We start from the raw sequence: 16,648 nt of genomic DNA, 5'->3' as shown, positions 1-16,648 counted from the left end.
GCAGCGCAGACAGGCGGTCACCGTCGGCTCAGAGTTCGAGGATCTCTTTGACGAAGGGGATGGTGAGCTTGCGCTTGGCGCGAAATGAGGCGTTATCGAGCTGATTGAGGGTGGTAAGCAGGGTGCGCATATCGCGGGAGAGTCGGTTGAGCAGGAAGCGGCCCACGTCGATGGGCAATTTGAAGCCCCGCAGCTCGGCACGCAGCTGCAGGGCACTGAGCTTGCCTTCATCATCCAGCTCGTCGAGATGGAAACTCACCCCCCAGTCGAGGCGGGAGGCGAGATCCGGCAACTGCAGCCCCAGCTTGCGCGGGGCGCTGCAACCCGTGACCACCAGGGTACCCTCGCCCTTCTCCTGCCAGCGATTGTAAAAATCGAACAGGGCCCGCTCCCACAGCGCATTGCCGGCGATGGCTTCCAGACTGTCCAGACAGACCAGCGGCAGGCTTTCGAGGGCGTCGAGCATGCTGGGATCCAGTTGTTCGAACTGATCGAGGGAGAGATAGGCCGCCGCCGCATCGCGGGCATTGACCTCGGCGCAGGTGGCGTGCAGCAGGTGGGAGCGTCCCGATCCCTTGGCGCCCCAGAAATAGAGGAAAGGTGATCCCTGACCGATGGCCGCATTCTTGAGGGCGGTGATCAGATGAGCATTGTTGCCGGGATAAAAACTGACGAAGGTTTCATCATCCGGTAATTGTACGGCTAAAGACAGTTGGGCCGGTTGCTTCACTCGTTGGGCTTTGACTGTGACATTTGTGGCTGAGTGTATCATCGCAAAGGCAGATAGAGAACCGCCCGGACTTGGCCGGGCTGTTGGTACAAGGCAGAAATGATCAGGGCTGCGACCATTGGTAGCGCAAACCGCTGTCATTATCATCAATCTGGCGCAACCGGCTCTCCAGTTGCAAGCCACGGATGAGCTCGGCCTTGTCCCCCTGCAACGCCAGGTTGAAGGTGACCTTGTCCCCCTCCAGCTTGCCTATCTCCACCTTGGTGACGCTGGCCATGCCCTGCAGCATTTTCTGCACCGTGATCATGCCGTCTATGCCGGACAAGCCTTCCACCACCAGGGTCTGGCTGGAGGCGACACCCGAGATGCGCGCGCCATAGTTTTGCACCAGCCAGGCCGCCAGCCCATCGGCAAACCCCTGCGCCACCTCGGCCTGGGTGCCGCTGCCACTGCCGCGGGTCAGCTCGGCCAGCTCGCCACCGGCCTTGGGTCCATAGAGGCCCCAGTCTATGCTCCACTTCTCCCCTTCCGGGGTCAGCTTGCCCAGCACCACCATCTCGGCGCCGTAGCGCTGGCTCGCCTTGAGGATGGGATCGGCGAAGCGGCCCCAGACATCGGTGGCATTGACCGCCATGTTGTCATCGAGATCCATCAAGGGAATACTGACCGGCAGGCCCATGGCCTGGCTCTGGGTTCGCAGCGCGGCGGCCCAGCCATCGCTGGACTGATCCGGCAGGACGCGGCGCTCTCCCTCATTGATCACCAGCCAGATGGCCACCTGAGGCCGGGCCGGCCCAAGCAGGGCAAATTTGCTTTGGGAGATCAAGGCGTTGACTTTGGCGACGTCAAAGTCGGCCTTGAGAAACTTGACCGGTCCCACGTCCTGATAGCCGTAATGCTGCACATAGTCACCAGGGGCGGCCAGCGCCTTGACCACGGCCGGTTGGGTGAGGATATCCCGCTTGCCGGTCACCTTGACCAGCACATCCCCCAACGCCTGGGACTGGGCCGCCACCATGTCGCCGCTGGTGGGCGCCTTGCCCTGATAGAGATCGGTCACCTGAGCGGCCGAGACCATGAATGACAAGCTGCAGCAGAGGGCGGTCACAACACGTTTGAACATGAGAAGAGTCTCGAAATGGGAGATGGTGCTTATGGTAGCGGCAAGGCGCGTATTGCGGCAAGCTGGAGGGGGATAAACAGCAGAGCCGGCGAGGCGCCGGCTCCGATCACCCCTTCCACGTGGGAAGCGGGTCAATGCATCAACTTACTTGGTACCGAAGATCTTGTCGCCGGCATCGCCCAGACCCGGGACTATGTAGCCCTTTTCGTTCAGACCTTTGTCGACGGAGGCGCAGTAGAGCTCTACATCGGGGTGAGCGGCTTCCAGCGCCTTGATCCCTTCCGGCGCAGCAACCAGCACCAGCACCTTGATGGACTGGCAGCCTTTCTTTTTCAGCAGGTCTATGGTGGCGATCATGGAGCCGCCGGTGGCCAGCATGGGGTCGATGACCAGTGCCAGACGCTCTTCGATGTTGCTGACGATTTTCTCGAAGTAGGGAACCGGTTGCAGGGTCTCTTCATCGCGGTAGATACCGACCACGCTGACGCGGGCGCTCGGCATGTGTTCCAGCACGCCATCCATCATGCCCAGACCGGCACGCAGGATAGGCACGACCGTGACCTTCTTGCCCTTGATCTGGTCAACTTCCACTGGCCCGTTCCAGCCATCGATGGTAACCTTCTCGGTTTCGAAGTCAGAGGTCGCTTCGTAGGTCAACAAACTGCCCACTTCTTTGGCCAGTTCACGGAAACGCTTGGTGCTGATATCGCCTTCACGCATCAGCCCGATCTTGTGTTTGACCAGGGGGTGTTTGACTTCAACGACTTTCATTATTATCTCCTCTAACTGCCGCAAAAAAATCGCGGAATCATACAACAAAAGCCGACGCTTGTAGAGCTTTTCCACGCAAAAACGCGCAAACGATTTCCTTTCTGCTTTTACCCGGCCACTGTTAGAATACGCCCCGAATTTTACCCTCCACTTCTTTATATGACGGGGAATACGCGTGACTGACAAAACCTCACTGAGCTACAAGGATGCTGGCGTAGATATCGATGCCGGCAATGCACTGGTTGAACGTATCAAGGGCGTGTCAAAGCGCACTCGTCGTCCTGAAGTCCTTGGTGGTCTTGGCGGCTTTGGGGCCCTGTGTCAAATCCCTGCGGGCTACAAGGAGCCGGTACTGGTCTCCGGCACCGACGGTGTGGGCACCAAGCTGCGTCTCGCCATCGATCTGAAAAAGCACGATACCGTCGGCATCGACCTGGTGGCCATGTGCGTCAATGACCTGATAGTGCAAGGCGCCGAGCCGTTGTTCTTCCTCGACTACTATGCCACCGGCAAGCTGGACGTAGACACGGCCGCCGCCGTGGTCACCGGTATTGGTGCGGGCTGCGAGCAGTCCGGCTGTGCCCTGGTGGGCGGCGAAACCGCCGAGATGCCGGGCATGTATGAAGGGGAAGACTACGACATCGCCGGTTTCTGCGTCGGCGTGGTGGAGAAGAGCGAGATCATCGACGGCAGCAAGGTCGGTGACGGCGATGCCCTGATCGCCCTGGCCGCCAGCGGCCCCCACTCCAACGGCTTCTCCCTGGTGCGCAAGATCCTGGAAGTCTCCAAGGCAGACGTGCATCAGCCACTCGGTGACACCACTTTGGCCAACGCCCTGCTGGAGCCGACCCGCATCTATGTGAAACCCGTGCTCAAGCTCATCAAGGAGTGCGAGATCCACGCCCTGTCCCACATCACCGGCGGCGGCTTCTGGGAGAACATCCCACGCGTGCTGCCCGCCAACACCCAGGCGGTGATCGACGAGCAGAGCTGGCAGTGGCCGGCGGTGTTCAGCTGGTTGCAGCAGGCCGGCAACGTCACCCGCCACGAGATGTACCGTACCTTCAACTGCGGCGTCGGCATGATCATAGCCCTGCCGGCGGATCAGCTGGAGAAGGCCCTGACCCTGCTCAAGGCGGAAGGCGAGAACGCCTGGCACATCGGCCATATCGCCAAGGCTGCCGATGGCGAGGAGCAGGTCATCATCCGATGAGCCCGATGACACGCATTCTGGTGCTGATCTCCGGCAGCGGCAGCAACCTGCAGGCCATTCTCGACAGTTGCGCCAGCGGCAAGATTGCCGGCGAGGTGGTCGGCGTCATCAGCAACAAGGCCGATGCCTATGGTCTGATTCGCGCCAAAGAGGCCGGTGTGGCGACCTCCATTCTGGCCCAGCAGCAGTTTGCCAGCCGGGATGACTACGACCTCGCCCTGCAGGCGTTGATGGCGGACTATAAGCCGGACCTGGTGGTATTGGCCGGCTTTATGCGGATCCTGAGCGCCCCCTTGGTGCGCCACTTCGCGGGGAGGATGATCAACATCCACCCCTCGTTGCTGCCGAAATACCAGGGCTTGCACACTCACCAGCGCGCCATCGACGCCGGTGACAGCGAGCACGGTGCCAGCGTCCACTTCGTCACCGAAGAGCTGGATGGCGGCCCGGTGATCCTGCAGGCCCGCGTCCCCATCTTCGAAGGGGATGACGCGGACGAGGTGGCTGCCCGGGTGCAAGTGCAGGAACACAGCATCTACCCGCTGGTGGTGCAGTGGTTCTGCGAGGGAAGGCTGAGAATGCAAGGTGATGCCGTCCTGCTGGACGGTGCCGCACTTGGCCCGGCGGGTTATGCCAGCGAGTGAGTAGCGGAAACACCGAAATGTGAAAAGGGAGGCCTGTGGCCTCCCTTTTTTGTCTTTTGCAGTACAGCAGCCATCGGCCGGCGCATGACTTAAACCGGATTATCGATGTCTATAAAGGTGACCTCCAGCCCGTGCACGGTCGCCAGCCACTCCCCCAGCGCCTTGATGCCGTAACGCTCGGTGGCGTGGTGGCCGGCGGCGTAGAAGTGCATGCCCATCTCGCGGGCTGTGTGGATGGTCTGCTCGGAGGCTTCGCCCGAGATGAAGGCATCGATCCCCTGCTCCGCCGCCAGATTGATATAACTCTGGCCACCGCCGGTGCACCAGGCCACGGAGCGGATAAGCTCGGGGCCGCTGTCACCGCAATGCAGCGGCTCACGACCGAGCCGCTCGGCGATGAGCTTCGCAAAGTCGCTGCCGCTCATGGGTTCTTCCAGCTTGCCCACCATGGCGACACTCTTGCTGTTCCAGGGCTCCAGGCCGCGGCGTACCTTGATGTCCAGCAGCCTGGCGAGCTGGGCGTTGTTGCCCACCTCGGGATGCACATCCAGTGGCAGATGATAGGCAAACAGGTTGATGTCGTGGGTCAGCAGGGTCTTGAGACGGCGCTGCTTCATGCCGGTGATCTGGGCCGGTTCGCCGCTCCAGAAGTAGCCGTGGTGCACCAGGATTGCATCCGCATCGGCGGCCACGGCCGCATCGATCAGAGCCTGGCTGGCGGTGACCCCGGTCACCACCTTGCGAATGCGCTCGCGCCCCTCCACCTGCAGGCCATTGGGGCAATAGTCTTTGATGGCGTGGGGTTCGAGCAGATGGTTGAGTAGGGTTTCGAGTTTCCGATGAGAGATCATAAGGGTCCCTTGTTGAGGCCAGATTCCCTGCTCCACCAATAAAAACAGGGTCCAGGCACAAAGCGCCGAGGCCCCCATGATAATCGAGCCAGGCCGCCAAGACCACGACAGTTCCCTGGCAGGGCACGCCAGCCGCGCGGATAAAGCCGCCAGGCCCCAGACGATGTCCGCCCCGCACTCAGGCGGGCAGATCTATCCCCGCCTCCCGCATCTGGGCCAGCTTGTAGCGCAGGGTGCGCGGGCTGATGCCGAGCCGGTCGGCCACCGCCTTGCGGCTGCCGTTGCAGTCTTGCAGGGTATCGAGGATGATCTGGTGCTCCTGCTGCTTGAGCTCGCTGCCCAGATGCTCGCTGCCACTGCTGCGCTCGCTGCCGGTGAAGCGGATCTCCTCCTCGTCCACCTCTTCCAGGATGAGGTGCTCGCAGCCGATGAGCCCATCCGGGCTCAGGATCAGGGCACGCTGCACCACGTTGTCCAGCTCCCGCACGTTGCCCGGCCAAGGGTGGGCCAGCAGACGTTCGCGCGCTGCGTCTGTCAGCTGCGGCGTCGGCAACCCCTGCTGGCTGGCATGCAGCGCCAGCAGGTGTTCAGCCAGCGGCAATATGTCGCCGGGCCGCTCCCAGAGCGAGGTCCAGCGCAGCGGGAAGACATTGAGACGGTAGTAGAGATCCTCGCGGAACAGGCCGTCCTGCACCGCCTTCTTGAGATCCCGGTTGCTGGTGGCGATGACCCGCACATCCAGCGGGATCAGCTTGCGGCTGCCGAGCCGCTCCACCTCTTTCTCCTGCAAGACCCGCAGCAGCTTGGCCTGCAGCCCCAGATCCATCTCGGTGATCTCGTCGAGCAGCAAGGTGCCGCCCTGAGCCTGTTCGAACTTGCCTGGGCACCCCTGCACGGCGCCGGTGAAGGCCCCCTTCTCGTAGCCAAACAGGGTCGCCTCCAGCATGTTTTCCGGGATGGCGGCGCAGTTGATGGCGACGAAGGTCTGCTCGGCGCGGCTGGAGTTGTCGTGAATGTAGCGGGCCAGCACCTCTTTCCCCGTCCCGCTCGGGCCTGTCACCATGACGGTGGCCTCGCTTCGGGCCACCCGGGTCGCCAGCTGGAACAGCTCGGCGGTCTTGGGATCCCCGTATACCACGGCGCGCTTCTCCACCTTCTGGGCCGGCACATAACGGCTGACCTGGTTGAGCAGCACCTCGGGCGAAAACGGCTTGGCGAGGTAGTCGATGGCCCCTTCGCGCATGGCGCGCACGGCCCCGTCTATGTTGGCGTAGGCGGTCATCAAGAGCACAGGCACCTGGGGATATTGCTGGCGAATGTTGGCCAGCAGAGTCAGGCCATCCATGCCCCCCATCTGTATATCCGAGATCACCATGTCAAAGCTCTGGCGCGACAACGCCAGCAGGGCGCGCTCGCCGCTGTCCGCTTCTCGGCACTCGTAGCCGCCGAGCAACAGGGTATCTACCAGCGCCTCGCGCAGGCCATTGTCATCTTCCACGACCAGAATACGGGCCTGAGTCATGCGACACCTCCAAGCTGCACCGCTTGCTGATGCAAGGGGAACGACAGGGTAAAGCAGGTGCCTTCAGCGGGCACTGAGGCCACGCTGACCTCCCCCTGATGGGCACGTACTACGGATTGCACCACAGCCAGACCCAGTCCTGTGCCCTGGGAGCGGGTGGTGAAGAAGGGTTCGAAAATCTGGTTGAGCAGGTGGGCGGGCATCCCCTTGCCATTGTCGAGGATCCGCATCTCCACCCGGGCGCCGCTGCGCACCGCACTCACCAGCAGCGAGGTGGCCCCCGCCTGCTGGGCGTTGGCAATCAGGTTGTTGATGGCCCCCGCCAGCGCATTGCTGTTGGCGAGCAGGCAGAGATCCGGCTCGGGAGCCTCCATGTGCAGCTCACAGCCCTGCTGGTTGCAAAATGCCTCGGCACCGGCCTGCACCTCCGCCAGCAATCCCTGGACCGAAATGGGCGTCACCACCTGGTTGTCACCGTTGCGGGCGAACAGCAGTATGTCGTTGATCTGTTTCTCCAGATCCTTGAGCCGATCCATCAACTTTTGCTGGAACTGGCTGCGGGATTCCGGCTTGAGGGTGCGATTGGCCAGGTTGGCCGCATAGAGCATGGCGGCGGAGAGCGGTGTGCGGATCTGGTGTGCCAGCGAGGCGGCCATGTTGCCCAGGGCAGACAGCCGCTTCATGTGGTTGACTCTGTCCTGCAGTTTGCGGGTTTCGGTGAGATCCGTGATGAACACCAGCTGGCCGGGTTGATCCGGCAGCGGCTGGGTCGACAGCTGCACCCGACGGCCGTCACGCAGGGAGATCTCGTGACCATCATCCTCACGGGGCTGGAAACAGCGAGCGATGATCTGGCGCCAGGCCTGGCCTTCCAGCGGCTCCCCCAGCAGCGCCAGGGCGGCGGGGTTGGCACGGGTGATGCGACCCTCGCCATCGAGCAGCAATACACCGGTCGGCAGCGCCTGGAAGATGGCGTAGAGCTGGCTCACCTCGTGAGACTGGAGTGGATTGTCTTGCTGCTGGGCTGTCATAAAGCTGACCTCAAACTGGCTATTGGGTCAGGTTATTCAATTTCCATGCCACTAAAATTATCACTAAAAATCAAAGCCTTGAACAAAGGCGTCAAGGCTTTGACCCTTATACTTCCTTGCTCATCCCGTATTTTTTCATCTTCTCCACCAGGGTGGTACGACGCATGCCGAGCAAGTCGGCGGCGCGGGCCACCACCCCGTCCTGGGACTCCAGGGCCTGGCGGATCAGCTCCACCTCGAGGTCGGCCAGCATCTCCTTGAGATTGACCCCCTCCTCCGGCAGCTGCATGGCACGGGAGTGGCTGGCACTGTGCTCCAGCTCGGGAGGATCCTGGAACACGGCGGCCAGCGCGTCGCGCTCGTCCATCTCGGTCAGCCGTTCATCCCTCGGCTCGCACGGCAGCAGGCGATAGCGGCTCGGCAGGTCGGCCACGTCGACTATCTGTTGCGGGTAGAGGATGAGCAGTCGCTCCAGCAGGTTGGAGAGCTCGCGCACATTGCCGGGCCAGGGGTACTGCATCAGGGACTCGAGGGCCCGCTGGGTCAGGCGAATGATGCCCTGATGCTGCTCGGCATGGCGGTTGAGCAGCTCCTGCAGCAGCAGGGGAATGTCGTCGATGCGATCCCGCAGCGGCGGCGTCTCAATCGGGAAAACGTTGAGGCGGTAGTAGAGATCTTCACGAAAGCCCTGGGTGCGGATCATGGCCTCCAGATCTCTGTGAGTAGCCGCTATGATGCGCACGTCCGCCTGGATCGGCTTGCCCCCCCCCACCCGATCGAACAGCCGCTCCTGCAACACCCGCAACAACTTGACCTGCATCGGCAAGGGCATGTCACCGATCTCGTCGAGGAACAGGGTGCCACCCTGGGCCAGCTCGAAGCGGCCCCGGCGGGCGGCGATGGCGCCGGTGAAGGCGCCCTTCTCGTGGCCAAACAGCTCGCTCTCCAGCAATTCGGCCGGGATGGCGCCGCAGTTGATGGGCACGAAGGGACCCCCGCTGCGGGGAGAGAGCTCGTGAATGGCGCGGGCCACCACCTCCTTGCCGGTCCCGGATTCCCCCAGGATCAGCACGTTGGCCTCTGTCTCCGCCACCTGGCTGATGAGACGGCGCACCTCCTGGATACCCCGCCCCTTGCCCACCAGCAGACGCAGCAAAGCCTGGCCCTTGTCGTGAGTCTGTTGACGGGGATGCAGGGAGACAAACGCCTGACAGAAGTGCAGATGGCGAGTGAGGGATTCGTAGGTGAAGGGAGCTTCGGCGACGCCGATGAAGTTGCTGTTGGGGAAATCCGCCTCTACCAGAGACAGGAAGGGTACCCGGGGAAAGCTGGTCAGCAGCTCATCCAGCGAGCGGCCGGTCAAGGTTCCCGCCAGCACCCCTTGCAGCGGACCGGACGACTCGATGGCCACATCCAGCTCGTTCTCGACTATCTCCTGCCACGGGATCCCCATGAACGAGAGCACAGTGCCCAACTGTTGGCGCCGCTGCGCATCGGCATCAACAATCAATACTCCCATCGCCATCATATACATCCCTCTTATAATCGACGTAACTTATTGTTTTATTGTGCTTATGTGGTCTAGCCACGCACTTTATGCAGGAGGCACAAAGTGCCAAAATTCCGACGCATTGTCAAAAATTGTCGCATTTAACCTAAGTTTATCGACGCAACTGCGGAATAAGATAAATTTTGTCGCCTCTTTTTTTGATGAGAGGCGCAGACAAGCGCAAGAGACGGGACGAGCGGCCACTCATTCCCGGCCCCATGACGAGGCCGGGAACGGCGACAGGGGGTCAGTGACGGGCGTTCGTGTGAGGCGCGGCGTAGCGGCACTCGGGGAAGCGGCTGCAGGCCATGAACAGGCGGCCGGCATGAGGCCCTTTTTTGGCCTCCCGCTCGACCAGCGGGGCATCGCAGCGAGGGCAATGAGGCGCCTGGTGAGGGTGATCGTCCTCTTCGTCGTCCACCTCGGCAAACAGGTTGTCCACCAGTTCGCTGTCTGTGGCAGAGACCAGGGCACTCCTGACCGGGGTCGTGACGGTCGACATGGTCGAGGAACTGGAAGGCGAGCGGCCGCCATGGCGGGTTTCTTCCGTGTCGACGCCATCGAGCAACAGGGGGCTGAAGGTCGGCTCGCGACGCTCGCCCGGCATCAGATCGTCGGCCAGCGGCGCGGTCGTCTTGATCAGCAGCGGCAGGATCAGATCCCGCAGCTCTTCCACCTGATAGTGGCTGCTGGCCGGGATCTGCAGCAGCGGCAAGCCGGCGCTGTCGAAGGCAGCCTTGAGGAAGCTGTCCCTGGCTCTGCGCTTCTGCTGGCGGTGGGAACTGTCATCGAGTTCGATAGCGCAGATAAAGGAGAGATCGGCCGGGTGGCAGAGCAGGTAATCCAGGTGCTTGGCGCTGATCTTGTTGAACGCCTGCTGCCACTTGCTCTTGCCCATGCCTGCCTCAGGGGTGAGCACATCGGCCACCCGCACCTTGGCAAACACCCGGGCCTTGTCACCGACCGCGAGATCCAGCACGCCGAGGAAGGAGCGCTCGGCCGGACTGAACAGGGTCTCCTGCACATCATAGGGCAACGGCTTGCCTTTCTTGCCTCGGGTCCAGAAGACCGCCAGCAAGAGCAGCACCAACAACACCAATCCCGATACGACAAGGGTATTCATGAGCGCACTATCCAGTTCACAAAACAAAAGAGGGGCATCACTCTACCACAGGGGCCCAGTGGCAGGCAGCGCTGAAACATGGCCCTCCCCCTCCCTTCTGCGCTTTTTCACCCTATTTACGCCGGGCGGGGCTTCATATGGCCTGTCACAGCAGGCACAATGCTACAGAAACCCAATTCCAAGGAGAGCAGGATGCAAAAGCAATTGGTCGTGACAGTGATAGGCACAGACAAACCCGGCATAGTCGAGAGTCTGGCGGATGTCATCACTCAGCAGCAGGGCAACTGGCTGGGCAGTTCCATGAGCGAGCTGGCGGGACAATTTGCCGGCATCCTGCACGTGACAGTACCCGACGAGCACTACCGCAGCCTGTGCGAGGCGCTGGTGATGCTGCCCGGCCTCACCGTCAGCTTTGCCGAAGGCCAGCCCGGCCAGGAGCCGGAGCGTCAGGTGATGCTCAGCGTCACCGGCAACGACAGGGCCGGCATAGTCCACGAAGTGGCCAGCATATTGCGCCAGCTCAACATCAACGTGTCCGACCTCACCACGGGTTGCGAGCCGGCCCCCCACTCCGGCGCCCCGCTCTTCTACGCCCATGCCCTGGTGGCCCTGCCGCCCCAGCTCGAACTCGACGATCTGATCACAGCGCTGGAGTCTCTCTCCGACGATCTGGTGGTCGACATAGACCAGGCGTTCGCCGACTGAGCGGATGGTCATCACACTGTCATATTTTCACGCCATTACTGCCGCGCAGACGCGACCCGACCACAGAGGCATCACATGAGCACCGACAAGCAGTATGAAGAGAAAGAGCTGAGCTGGCTCTCATTCAATGAACGGGTGTTGCAAGAGGCAATGGACAAGACGGTGCCCCTCATAGAGCGAGTCCGTTTCCTGGGGATCTTCTCCTCCAACCAGGATGAGTTCTTCAAGGTGCGGGTGTCGGACGTTAAGCGCCGCATCCTGATCAACGAGGTGCACGGCGGTGACGACGAGGCCAAGGTGCTGCTGCGCGCCATCCAGCAGAAGGTGATGGCGCTCGGCGAAGCGTTCGACAACACCTACAAGGAGCTGTTGATAGCGCTAGCCCGCCACAACATCTTCCTGGTCAACGAGAGCCAGATCTCCGAGTCGATCCAGCAGTGGCTGCGGGTCTTTTTCAGGGAGAAGGTGCTGCGTCACATCATCCCTATCCTGCTCAACAAGGAGGTCAACCCGGTCAAGTTCCTCAAGGACGAGTACACCTATCTGGCCATAGAGATGAAGAAGAATGGCCAGGTGATCCAGTACGCCCTGGTGGAAGTGCCGACCGACGATCTGCCCCGCTTCTTCCAGCTGCCGCCGGAAGGCACTCGCCGCAAGAAGCAGATCATCATTCTGGACAACGTCATCCGCTTCTGTCTCGACGAGATCTTCAAGGGCTTCTTCGACTATGACGAGATAGCCGCCTACGCGGTCAAGCTGACCCGGGATGCCGAATATGATCTCTCCGACCAGCTGGATCTCAGCCTGGTGGACAAGATGAGTGACGGCTTGAAGCAGCGCCTCACCGCCATGCCGGTGCGCTTCGTCTACGAGCGGGAGATGCCCGCCGCCATGATAAGCTTCCTGAAGCTCAAGCTGCAGATCAGCTCCTACGACGCCATCATGCCGGGTGGGCGCTATCACAACTTCAAGGATTTCATCGGCTTCCCCAACGTGGGCCGGGATTATCTGGAAAACCCCAAGCTGCCGGCCCTCGATTGCCGCGACTTTGACGGCTTCGTCAACGCCTTCGATGCCATCGCCAAGCAGGACATACTGCTCTACTACCCGTACCACAAGTTCCACCACTTCACCGAGCTGGTGCGCCAGGCGGCGTTCGATCCGGCGGTCAGCGCCATTCGCATCAACATCTACCGGGTCGCCAAGAAGTCGCGCATCATCCACTCCCTCATCGATGCCGCCAACAACGGCAAGAAGGTGACTGTAGTGGTGGAGTTGCGCGCCCGTTTCGACGAGGCGGCCAACATCGACTGGGCCAACATTCTCACCGACGCCGGGGTCAAGGTGGTGTTCGGGGTGCCGAGCCTCAAGATCCACTCCAAGCTCTGCCTCATCACTCGCCACGAACATGGCGAGGCGGTGCGCTACGCCCATATCGGCACCGGCAACTTCAACGAGAAGACGGCGAAGATCTACACCGACTTCTCCCTGCTGACCCGACACCCGGACATCACAGCCGAGGTGGAGGGGGTATTCGAATACATCGAGTACCCCTATAAACGTTACAAGTTCAACCACCTGCTGGTCTCCCCCATCAACAGCCGCCGTCAGCTCTATCGACTCATCGACAACGAGCTCTCCAACGCCAAGGCGGGCCAGCCCAGCGGCATCACCCTCAAGATCAACAACCTGGTGGACAGGGACCTCATCAACCGGCTCTATGCCGCCGGCCAGGCCGGGGTGCCGATCCAGATGATCATCCGCGGCATGTGTGCCCTGCGCCCCGGAGTGCCGGGTCTGAGCGACAACATCCAGGTGATCAGCATCATAGACCGCTTCCTCGAGCACCCGCGGGTCATGGTGTTCCACAACAAGGGCAACCCCCAGCTCTATATCTCCAGCGCCGACTGGATGAGCCGCAACATAGATGGCCGGATCGAGGTGGGGACCCCCATCTACGACGAGCGCCTCAAGCAGCGCATCCTGGATATCTTGCAGCTGCAGCTCAGCGACACCTGCAAGGCAAGGGTCATAGATGCAGACCAGCAAAACGCGTATGTGAAACGGGGCAACCGCCGCAAGATCCGTTCTCAGGTCGCGATTTACGACTACCTCAAACGCATAGAGTCAAACAATGGACAATAGCCTGTACGCCGCCGTGGATCTTGGCTCGAACAGTTTTCACATGGTGATCGCCCGCCTCAACGAGGGACGTCTGCAGATCGTCGATCGGATAAAAGAACGAGTCCGGCTGGCAGAGGGAATGGATGCACAGCGCCGCATGTCGGTGGAAGCCATGGGCCGGGGGCTCGAGTGCCTCGCCCTGTTTGCCGAACGACTGACCAACATCAAGCCGGATCAGATCCGCATTGCCGGCACCTATACCCTGCGCCGCGCCAGCAACGCCCGCGAATTCGTGAGCGAGGCGACCAAGGTGCTGAACCATCCCATCGAGATCATCAGTGGTCAGGAAGAGGCGCGCCTCATCTATCAGGGGGTTGCCCATACCCAGCATATCGAAGGCCAGGTGCTGGTGGTGGACATAGGCGGTGGCAGCACAGAGCTCATCATAGGTGAGGGGTTCGATCACAAGGCACTCACCAGCCGCAAGATGGGCTGTGTCAGTTTCACCCAGAGCTTCTTTGCCAACGGCAAGCTGAGCGAGAAGGCCTTCAACAATGCCGTACTGGAGGCCCAGCATCAGCTCGCCCCCATCATCAACCAGTATCGCAAGCTGGGTTGGCAGAGTTGCCTCGGCAGCTCCGGCTCGATCCGCACCGTGCGCGACGTGCTGCAAGGGGAAGGCTGGACCGATGGCGCCATCACGCTGGCGGGGCTGGAGCGGCTCAAGCGGGAGATGCTCGACCACAAGCGGGTCGATCAGTTGAAGCTTGCCGGCCTGACCGAGGAACGCCAAGAGGTGTTTGCCGCCGCAGTGGCCATACTGCTCGGGCTCTTTACCTCCCTGCCGATCGATCGGATGGAGTATTCGGACGGCGCCCTGCGCGAAGGGCTGCTGTACGAATTCGAGGAGCGCTTGCAGCACCATGACATTCGCGAGCGTACCGCACTGGCGCTCTCCACCCACTATCGCATCGACAAGCGTCAGGCCAACCGGGTCGAGCAGAGCGTGTTGACCCTGTTCGATGCGCTGAGCGGTCCCTGGGAGATGCCGGAGGAGCCCTACCGCGCCATCCTCGGCTGGGCGGCGCGACTGCACGAGATTGGTCTGGCCATCAACTACAGCGGTATCCATCGCCACTCCGCTTACATCTTGCAGAACACGGATCTGCCCGGCTTCAACCAGGACGATCAGGCCCTGCTGGCGGCCCTGGTGCGGTTTCAGCGCAAGGGGCTCAAGCTCTCCGAACTCCCTCCCCTGCCCAACCACGACGAGCAGACTGTGCTGCGTTGCATTCGCATCCTGCGCCTCGCCGTGGCGGCGCACCACAGGCGCCAGGACAACCTGTTGCCGGAGTGGAAGGTACAGGCCGCCGAAGATCAGCTGGTGGTCACCCTACCGATCGATTGGTGCGACGAGAACCGCCTGCTGATCCAGAACCTGGAGAAAGAGCACCGTTATTGTCAGGAGCAGGGCTGGCCACTGCTGTTTCAGCTCAGCTGATCCCGCCTGTTCGGCAGGCAGACAAGCAAAAAGGCAGCCCAGGCTGCCTTTTTGCTGTTTGACTCATCCGCGTCAGGTGCGGGTTACTGCAACTCGGGCAGCAACAACTTGGCCATCTCGAAGTAGATGATGAGGCCGGTACCGTCCACCAGGGTGGCGATGAAGGGGGCAGACACCACGGCCGGGTCAATCCGGAAGCGACGCAGCACCATGGGAATAATGGATGCCACAGTGGCGCTCCACAGCACGATGGCGATGATGGTAAAGGTCACAACCATGCCGATCTCGGGACCGACGCCCAGGCTCCAGGCCCGGATCCAGGCTGCCACTGCAATCGCCGCCGAGATGAGCAGACCGGTGGAGAGCTCCTTCTTCAAGACAGTCCCCAGGTTGCGCATGCTCACTTCACCAACCGCCATGGCGCGCACTATGGTGGTGGTGATCTGGGTACCACTGTTACCGCCGGTACCTATGAGCAACGGGATGAAGAAGGCCAGCGCGATGGCGGCTTCCAACTGCTCCTCGAACGCCCGCAGCACAGTTCCCGTATAGGCTTCGGCCACGAACAGGATCAACAGCCAGCCGATCCGCTTGCGCCACAACTGCCAGGGGGTCGCCTGCAGATAGGGAGTATCGAGCGGCGAGGAACCGCCCTGCATCTCGGCATCCTCGGTGGATTCGAGCTCCAGGATGTCGGCGGCATCATCCACATGGAAGATACCCACCAGCTTGCCCTGCTCCTCCACCGGCAAGGTCGAGATGTCGCGGTCGATCAGCAGGCGTGCCGCCAGCTCCTGATCCGCCCGGGCATTGATGCGCACCGTATCCCTGTCCATCAGCTCGCTGACCGGCAGCAGAGGATCCGCTATCAGCAAGGATTTGAGCGCTATGCTGCCGAGCAGGCGATTCTCGGTGTTGACCACATAGAGGTGCTGGAACAACTGGGCGTTGTCCCAGGCATCGTGGATCAGCTGCTTGGCACTGCCCACCGTCTCCTGATCGCCGATGGCCAAAAATTCATGGCGCATGTTGGCACCGACCGATTCGGTCGGCCAGTCGAGCAGGGAGTAGAAGGTGGACTGCACCGGCTCCGGGAAGCGGGAGAGCAGCATGGTGCGATCGCTGCTACCGAGCCGGCGCAGTATGGCCAGCATGTCGCGACGGGGCATGGCCCCTTGCAACAGGCCGACTATGCTGGCGTGCAGCCGCATCAGCAGACGTCCGGCACAATCGGCCGACAACGAGCTGAGCAGCGCCGCACCTTCGGCAATGGGCAGGGTATCGAAGATGCAGTTGAGCTCTTCCGGACGCAGGGTCAGCAGTTGATCGGCACGCTGAACCGGATCCAGATTATTCTCCAGCCAGCCCTGCAGGGCGGCCAGATCGAGCAGTTGATGACGATTGAGTAGAGTCTGTGTTTTCTTCATCACAAATGACCTCATGTGATTTCAGGCTAAGCCTGAGCGCGATCGGATATCCGGTCGCTGTCTGAAAGAAAACAGCAATTTGATTGACGAGTAATAGGCAGGAAATGACGCCGTCCGGCGTGTCATCATCCCCACGTACCAGCTTTAGCACTGTATAACGTATCCGGCATGCCGGAAGCCACTTGGGTTTACACCTTAATCCGATGAAAACTGTCCTGAGCTTGGGCGTCTCTCGACGTCGTGAGATCAGTGGCCTTTGTTTATACAGGAGCCTCGCCTAACGAGATGCTGCAACAAAAAATCAGCACAACCCTCTGTTGTGCGGGCTGAATGA

Annotated in this window: 14 protein-coding genes and 1 riboswitch; of the genes, 5 read left to right on the top strand and 9 right to left on the bottom strand. The window is 61.3% G+C overall.

The features are described 5' to 3' along the window. Window positions 1–28 precede the first annotated feature (28 nt). The 3 genes from hda to upp form a co-directional block, all read right to left on the bottom strand. The gene (gene hda, locus IU367_RS07460) at window positions 29–730 is read right to left on the bottom strand and encodes a DnaA inactivator Hda (protein ID WP_016351307.1); all 702 of its coding nucleotides are present in this window, start codon (window positions 728–730) and stop codon (window positions 29–31) included. 103 nt (window positions 731–833) lie between these two features. Next, a complete protein-coding gene (locus tag IU367_RS07455; protein ID WP_274453866.1) occupies window positions 834–1,853 on the bottom strand; it encodes a DUF2066 domain-containing protein in 1,020 nt (339 codons plus the stop codon). A gap of 144 nt (window positions 1,854–1,997) precedes the next feature. Then, the gene (gene upp, locus IU367_RS07450; protein WP_043137488.1) at window positions 1,998–2,624 is read right to left on the bottom strand and encodes a uracil phosphoribosyltransferase; all 627 of its coding nucleotides are present in this window, start codon (window positions 2,622–2,624) and stop codon (window positions 1,998–2,000) included. Window positions 2,625–2,799: 175 nt separating this feature from the next. Here upp and purM point away from each other — a divergent pair, with 175 nt between their 5' ends. Further along, on the top strand, window positions 2,800–3,837 hold the full coding sequence (purM, locus tag IU367_RS07445) for a phosphoribosylformylglycinamidine cyclo-ligase (protein ID WP_274453865.1): 1,038 nt from the start codon (window positions 2,800–2,802) through the stop codon (window positions 3,835–3,837). A gap of 5 nt (window positions 3,838–3,842) precedes the next feature. Beyond that, window positions 3,843–4,481 carry a phosphoribosylglycinamide formyltransferase gene (gene purN / locus IU367_RS07440; protein WP_241279914.1) on the top strand — a complete coding sequence of 213 codons (639 nt, stop codon included), beginning with the start codon at window positions 3,843–3,845 and terminating at the stop codon, window positions 4,479–4,481. Between the two features lie 89 nt (window positions 4,482–4,570). On the opposite strand, the gene IU367_RS07435 is transcribed toward purN, so the two are convergent. The 5 genes from IU367_RS07435 to IU367_RS07415 all read right to left on the bottom strand — a co-directional run bounded on the left by IU367_RS07435 (window position 4,571) and on the right by IU367_RS07415 (window position 10,557). Next, window positions 4,571–5,332, bottom strand: a complete 762-nt coding sequence (locus tag IU367_RS07435) for a Nif3-like dinuclear metal center hexameric protein (protein ID WP_277606856.1) — start codon at window positions 5,330–5,332, stop codon at window positions 4,571–4,573. A 178-nt stretch (window positions 5,333–5,510) separates the two neighbouring features. Beyond that, the gene (locus tag IU367_RS07430; protein ID WP_274453863.1) at window positions 5,511–6,854 is read right to left on the bottom strand and encodes a sigma-54-dependent transcriptional regulator; all 1,344 of its coding nucleotides are present in this window, start codon (window positions 6,852–6,854) and stop codon (window positions 5,511–5,513) included. Next, on the bottom strand, window positions 6,851–7,885 hold the full coding sequence (locus IU367_RS07425; protein WP_043137499.1) for a sensor histidine kinase: 1,035 nt from the start codon (window positions 7,883–7,885) through the stop codon (window positions 6,851–6,853). Before IU367_RS07425 ends, IU367_RS07430 begins: the two co-directional genes overlap by 4 nt. A 106-nt stretch (window positions 7,886–7,991) precedes the next feature. Further along, the gene (locus IU367_RS07420; RefSeq protein WP_043137501.1) at window positions 7,992–9,413 is read right to left on the bottom strand and encodes a sigma-54 dependent transcriptional regulator; all 1,422 of its coding nucleotides are present in this window, start codon (window positions 9,411–9,413) and stop codon (window positions 7,992–7,994) included. A 268-nt stretch (window positions 9,414–9,681) separates the two neighbouring features. Further along, on the bottom strand, window positions 9,682–10,557 hold the full coding sequence (locus IU367_RS07415) for a DUF2726 domain-containing protein (protein ID WP_043556654.1): 876 nt from the start codon (window positions 10,555–10,557) through the stop codon (window positions 9,682–9,684). Window positions 10,558–10,749: 192 nt separating this feature from the next. On the opposite strand from IU367_RS07415, the gene IU367_RS07410 reads away from it, so the two are divergent. The 3 genes from IU367_RS07410 to ppx all read left to right on the top strand — a co-directional run bounded on the left by IU367_RS07410 (window position 10,750) and on the right by ppx (window position 14,887). Further along, window positions 10,750–11,262, top strand: a complete 513-nt coding sequence (locus tag IU367_RS07410) for a glycine cleavage system transcriptional repressor (protein ID WP_043137512.1) — start codon at window positions 10,750–10,752, stop codon at window positions 11,260–11,262. A gap of 75 nt (window positions 11,263–11,337) precedes the next feature. Continuing rightward, window positions 11,338–13,407 carry a polyphosphate kinase 1 gene (ppk1, locus tag IU367_RS07405; RefSeq protein ID WP_043137514.1) on the top strand — a complete coding sequence of 690 codons (2,070 nt, stop codon included), beginning with the start codon at window positions 11,338–11,340 and terminating at the stop codon, window positions 13,405–13,407. Then, window positions 13,397–14,887, top strand: coding sequence for an exopolyphosphatase (gene ppx, locus IU367_RS07400; RefSeq protein ID WP_098983502.1), 1,491 nt, complete (start codon window positions 13,397–13,399; stop codon window positions 14,885–14,887). The genes ppk1 and ppx overlap by 11 nt, the downstream gene beginning before the upstream one ends. An 83-nt stretch (window positions 14,888–14,970) precedes the next feature. Here the strand turns inward: ppx and mgtE are convergent, their stop codons facing one another. Beyond that, complete coding sequence (gene mgtE, locus IU367_RS07395; RefSeq protein ID WP_043556657.1) at window positions 14,971–16,314, bottom strand: magnesium transporter; 1,344 nt, start codon at window positions 16,312–16,314, stop codon at window positions 14,971–14,973. Window positions 16,315–16,436: 122 nt separating this feature from the next. Further along, a riboswitch (M-box (ykoK) riboswitch) is annotated at window positions 16,437–16,606 on the bottom strand. Window positions 16,607–16,648: the final 42 nt, after the last annotated feature.

The organism is Aeromonas bestiarum (genome assembly GCF_028751155.1).
Lineage (GTDB): Bacteria > Pseudomonadota > Gammaproteobacteria > Enterobacterales > Aeromonadaceae > Aeromonas > Aeromonas bestiarum.
This window is presented reverse-complemented; position numbering and strand designations above follow the sequence as displayed.

Coding starts and splice junctions, on each gene's coding strand:
- IU367_RS07455 (WP_274453866.1), bottom strand. CDS start 1,853: ATGTTCAAACGTGTTGTGACCGCCCTCTGCTGCAGCTTGTCATTCATG.
- ppx (WP_098983502.1), top strand. CDS start 13,397: ATGGACAATAGCCTGTACGCCGCCGTGGATCTTGGCTCGAACAGTTTT.
- IU367_RS07425 (WP_043137499.1), bottom strand. CDS start 7,885: ATGACAGCCCAGCAGCAAGACAATCCACTCCAGTCTCACGAGGTGAGC.
- upp (WP_043137488.1), bottom strand. CDS start 2,624: ATGAAAGTCGTTGAAGTCAAACACCCCCTGGTCAAACACAAGATCGGG.
- ppk1 (WP_043137514.1), top strand. CDS start 11,338: ATGAGCACCGACAAGCAGTATGAAGAGAAAGAGCTGAGCTGGCTCTCA.
- IU367_RS07430 (WP_274453863.1), bottom strand. CDS start 6,854: ATGACTCAGGCCCGTATTCTGGTCGTGGAAGATGACAATGGCCTGCGC.
- mgtE (WP_043556657.1), bottom strand. CDS start 16,314: ATGAAGAAAACACAGACTCTACTCAATCGTCATCAACTGCTCGATCTG.
- IU367_RS07435 (WP_277606856.1), bottom strand. CDS start 5,332: ATGATCTCTCATCGGAAACTCGAAACCCTACTCAACCATCTGCTCGAA.
- purN (WP_241279914.1), top strand. CDS start 3,843: ATGACACGCATTCTGGTGCTGATCTCCGGCAGCGGCAGCAACCTGCAG.
- IU367_RS07415 (WP_043556654.1), bottom strand. CDS start 10,557: ATGAATACCCTTGTCGTATCGGGATTGGTGTTGTTGGTGCTGCTCTTG.
- IU367_RS07410 (WP_043137512.1), top strand. CDS start 10,750: ATGCAAAAGCAATTGGTCGTGACAGTGATAGGCACAGACAAACCCGGC.
- IU367_RS07420 (WP_043137501.1), bottom strand. CDS start 9,413: ATGATGGCGATGGGAGTATTGATTGTTGATGCCGATGCGCAGCGGCGC.